Genomic DNA, 4,269 nt, shown 5'->3' on the forward strand with positions numbered 1-4,269 from the left:
CCTGCACGAGGCGGGCGCCGCAGCCGCTGCGGCGCAGGGCCTCGCAGACGGTGGCGACGGCGACGGTGTTGTGCCGGGTCAGGTCGCGGGCGCCGCCGCGGGTGGCGCCCGCGCAGTTGACGACGACGCCCGGGTGGACGGCGTCGAGGAACCGGGTCAGCGCGCCGGGACTGCCGCTGGCGAGGTCGAAGCGGACGTCGGCGTCGTCTCCGCGGCCGAGGGCGGTCAGGTGGACGGCGGGGTCGGCCAGCAGGCGGTCGGCGACGAAGCGGCCGATGAAGCCGTTGGCTCCGAGCAGTAGCACCCTCATCGTGCGGCCCCCTCGTGCCGACCGGCCGGTGCTGGGGGTTGACGGGTCATGATCTTCGGTCTCCTTGCGGGGTGAGGGAGGGCCGGGCCGCGCCCGCGGCGTCGGCTCCGCGGGTGCGCCGGGGTCAGGGGGTGGTGTGGGCCGAGGCCCGGGAGAGGGCGCCGGTCGCGTGGGCCAGCAGGCCGAGCGCGGCGGCGCCGCAGACGAGGACGGGTACGGCTCCGGGGCCCCACGTGTCGGTGACGGCCCGCACGGGGACGGCGAGCGCGTCGAAGCCGGGCAGGGGCAGCCGGGCCGCCAGGACGCTCGCGACGGCGAGCGCCTCGGCGGCACCCGCGGCGGCGAGGGCGGAGGCGGCTGCCTCCGCGGAGCCGTGGACGGTGAGGAGTCGGGCGAGGAACAGGAGCGCTCCGAGGGCGAGGGCGCCGGGGGCGAAGCCGGTGAGGACCAGCAGGGCGGTCAGGGCGAGGAGGTGGAGGGCGACGGTGCGGAGGAGGAGCAGGCGGGTGGCGGCGGCGAAGTCGGCGACGCCGCGGCTGTCGGCGAGCCGGCGGCGGGCCACGGTGGCGAAGAGGTACGCGCACCAGGCGGCGGGCGCGACGGAGAGGGCGAGCCCGAGCAGTGGCGCGGTGGTGACGGGCCAGGTGCCGTCGGGGCCGCCGGTGAGCACCTCCGCGAGGAGTCCGTCCCCGCCGGCCGCGTAGGCCACGAGCCAGAGGGTCCAGAGGGAGGCCGCCGGCCCGGTGCGCCCCTCCGCCCGGAGCGGACCGCGCCGGACGGCCGCCGACACCGCCACGGCCAGCGCGAGCGCCCCGGCGGAGGCCGTGGCGAGGCGGGCGGTTCCCTCGGTGAGCCCGAGCGCGAGGCCGGTGAGCGCGGCGACGCCTCCGGGAGCGAGCGCGGCGAGGACCCAGGGGGTACGGGCGCCGGGCGCGGGCCCGGCGGGCGGGACGGTCGCGCCGCCTCGGGGCACGCGCGCGTACAGCTCCTCGGCGAGTGAGAACACGTCCCGGTGCCGGTAGCGGGCGGCGGTCCGGTCCGTGAAGCCCTCCGCTTCGAGCCCCGCCGCGATCTCCAGCGGATCCACGGCCCGCTCGCACAGCTCCCGGTGTCGGTGCATCAGCACTTTGACGGGATCGCCGCCGGCGCGGCGTGCCCGCGCGGGGGCGGGCGGGGCGGGACGCGTGCCCCGCCCGGCGGTTCCGGCCGGGACGGCCGCCGGGGCCCCGGTGCCGGAAGCCACCGGGGACGCGCCGGCCCGTGCCGTCCCCGGAACGGGTCTGGCGGGGAGTTCGGCCGGGACGGCCGCGGGAACCGGCACCGCGGGCGCGACGGCCCCTGCGGCCACGGAGGTGGAGGCCCGTCCGGCCCTGTCGGCGCCGGGGCCGGGCGGGGTCTCGTCGGTGGCGGAAGCCGCGGTCTCGCCTCCGGCGGCCGGGGCGCGTGTCGATGTCACGCCTTCGGCGGGGCCGGGGGCGGCCGGGGTGACGGTCCCGGGGCGGGTGACCGGGTCGGTGGTCGGACCGGTCTGCCCGACGGGCACGGTCGGCCCCGCGGCTGCGGCAGGGACTTCAGGTGCGTCGGGGGTGACCGAGGGCCACGGAGTCCCGGGCGCCGGCACGGGCGCGGGCCCGGTGGAGGCGGCCGAGGGCCACGGAGACCCGGGCGCCGGCTCGGACGCGGGCCCGGTGGAGGCGGCCGAGGGCCACGGAGTCCCGGGCGCCGGCACGGGCGCGGGCCCGGTGGAGGCGGCCGAGGGCCACGGAGTCCCGGGCGCCGGCTCGGGCGCGGGCCCGGTGGGGGTGTCACCCGCCGGGTGGGCGGGTGCGGCGACCGGGCGGGGCGGGGTGGCGTGGGCGCTCTCCGGACCCCGGCCGGCCGGGGTGTCTCCCGGCGCGGGGGCCGTCCGGCCCGGGGTGAACCAGGGGCTCTCCGCACGCCGCCCGCCCGGGGCGGGACCGTGACCGTGACCGGCGGGGGGTCCGGGGTGGTGCGGGCGGTGGGGGGCGGCGGGCGAGGCCGCCGGGGCTATTCCGTCGGGGTCGTTGGCGGGGGGCTCGGCGGTGGCCGGGGTGAGGGCCGGGGCGCCGAGGAGGGCTTCGGAGCGGGCGTCCCAGGCTCCGGAGCTCGTGGGGGCGGCGGGGCCGCGCATCGGGGTGCCTCCTTCAGGCATCGGGGGCTCCTGTGCCCGCGGTGACGGCCTGGGGGGCCCAGCTGCCCGGCACATGGGCTTCGGCCGGGTGGGCGAAGGGCACGTCGGCGCCGGCGCGGTGGCGCACGGGCGCGCGGGAGAGCAGTTCGAGGTAGATGCCGCGGAACGCGGCGAGGTTCTGTTCGACGGTGAAGAGTTCGAGCGCGCGGGCGCGCGCGGCGGCGCCCAGACGGTGGCGGCGCCCGGGGTCGCGCAACAGCGCGAGGCACGCGTCGGCGAGCGCCCGCGGATTGCGCGGGGGCACGACGAGCCCGGTGCCGCCGATGACCTCGACGACCGCGCCGACATCCGTGGAGACCGTCGCGCGGGCGCAGAACATCGCCTCGACCAGGGTGGTCGGGAAGCCCTCGGCGACGCTGGAGAGCACGGTCACCGCGCCCGAGGCGTGGACGTCCTCCGGTGTAGGCGCCTCCGGTCCGCCGAGTTCCTCGAAGGAGACGGGGTTCTCGCCCACGGCGTGCGGATCGGCGGCCTCGTCGGGAAAGAGGTGGGCAGCGAGTCCCTTGCAGTGCAGGAGGTACGCCTCGGCCTCCGGTTCCCGGACCGGAGCGGCCACGATCCTCAGCCGGGCGCCGGGCTGCCGGGCGCGGATCTCGGCGAAGGCGTGGAGGAGGCCGATCAGGTCCTTGGCGGGCTCGACCCGGCCGATCCAGACGAGGGTGGCCGGGTCACCGCTCTCCTCGTTCTCGCCGGCCTCGGCGTAGCGCTCGGCCGGCATGCCGGGGTGGACGGTGCGGATCCGGGCGCGGTCGGCGCCGCACCGCTCGTACCAGCGGCGCGCGTGGGTGTCGCCGGGGGTGAGGAGCGCGGCCTGCCGGTAGATCTCGGCGGTGAGCCGGCCGTGCAGCGCGGCGAGGAGGGTGCGCAGGGCGCCGGACCGTTCCGTGCCGTCCGCGGCGAGGTAGTGGGCGCGGAGCCGGACGCCGTACTCGGTGACGAGCAGCGGGGTGCCGTGGAACCGGGCGGCGAGGAGGCCGGGGAGGGCGACGGGGCCGCCGCCGGCCGCGTGGCAGAGGTCGGCGGCGCCGAGCGCGTCCTCGCCGTACCAGTCGAGGGAGAGGGGGCGCAGGGTCCGCTCCAGTTCCTCGGCGAGTGCGAGGTGGTCGCGCAGGCCCGCGCCCGCTGCGCCCCGGCGTGCGCCGGGCGCGCGGCAGGCGGCTTCGAGGACGCGCACGGCCTCGTCGGAACGCAGCGCGCCCGGCAGCCCGCCGCCCTCGCGTGCCAGATCGGCGAGCGCGTACAGCCCGGCGGCGAACAGCTCCCGCGGGCCCCCGGCCGGTCCCGTACCGTCGTCGTACGTCCCCTCGGCGCCGTCCGTTGGCGGGTCCTGGGCGCAGAGGCCTTCGGCGAGGGCGGCGAAGGCCTCCAGGAAGCGTCCGCGGTCGCGGCGGCCGAAGGCCCGGCGCAGGGAGCGGCCGGGTGCGGCGCGGTCGCCGGAGTTTTCGCCGGGGGCCGCCGCGCGGACGAGGCGGGCGTGCGGCGGGAGGGGCGCGGCGGGGGCGGTCCCGAGGGCGTAGAGGTCGAAGCGGTGCTGGTCGAGACCGCGGACGAGCCGGTCGCACCAGCCGGACGCGTCGGCCGCGGCGCCCGCGTCACCCGTCGCACACGGGGCGCCACCTTCCGTGATCAGTCCGATCCGCACGAGCGCACCCCCGTTTCTCCGTTGACGGCGCCCACCGCGGCCCGGTGGTGCGCGGCTGACTCCCGCAGCGGGAAGAACGTAAGCGGAGAAACCGGTGGTGGGGGG

The 4,269-nt window shown here is 79.4% G+C and carries 3 protein-coding genes; all 3 read right to left on the reverse strand.

The features are described from left to right. Positions 1–310: NAD-dependent epimerase/dehydratase family protein (locus RIF68_RS28910; protein WP_309054238.1), on the reverse strand; the 310-nt coding region annotated here is incomplete at its 3' end. Positions 311–434: 124 nt separating this feature from the next. Next, positions 435–1,430, reverse strand: a complete 996-nt coding sequence (locus RIF68_RS28915) for a hypothetical protein (RefSeq protein ID WP_375165752.1) — start codon at positions 1,428–1,430, stop codon at positions 435–437. A 1,045-nt stretch (positions 1,431–2,475) separates the two neighbouring features. Next, positions 2,476–4,164: a glycosyltransferase gene (locus tag RIF68_RS28920; protein WP_309054239.1), complete on the reverse strand. Its 1,689-nt coding sequence runs from the start codon at positions 4,162–4,164 to the stop codon at positions 2,476–2,478. Positions 4,165–4,269 lie beyond the last annotated feature (105 nt).

The organism is Streptomyces sp. (assembly GCF_031178505.1).
Lineage (GTDB): Bacteria > Actinomycetota > Actinomycetes > Streptomycetales > Streptomycetaceae > Streptomyces > Streptomyces gulbargensis.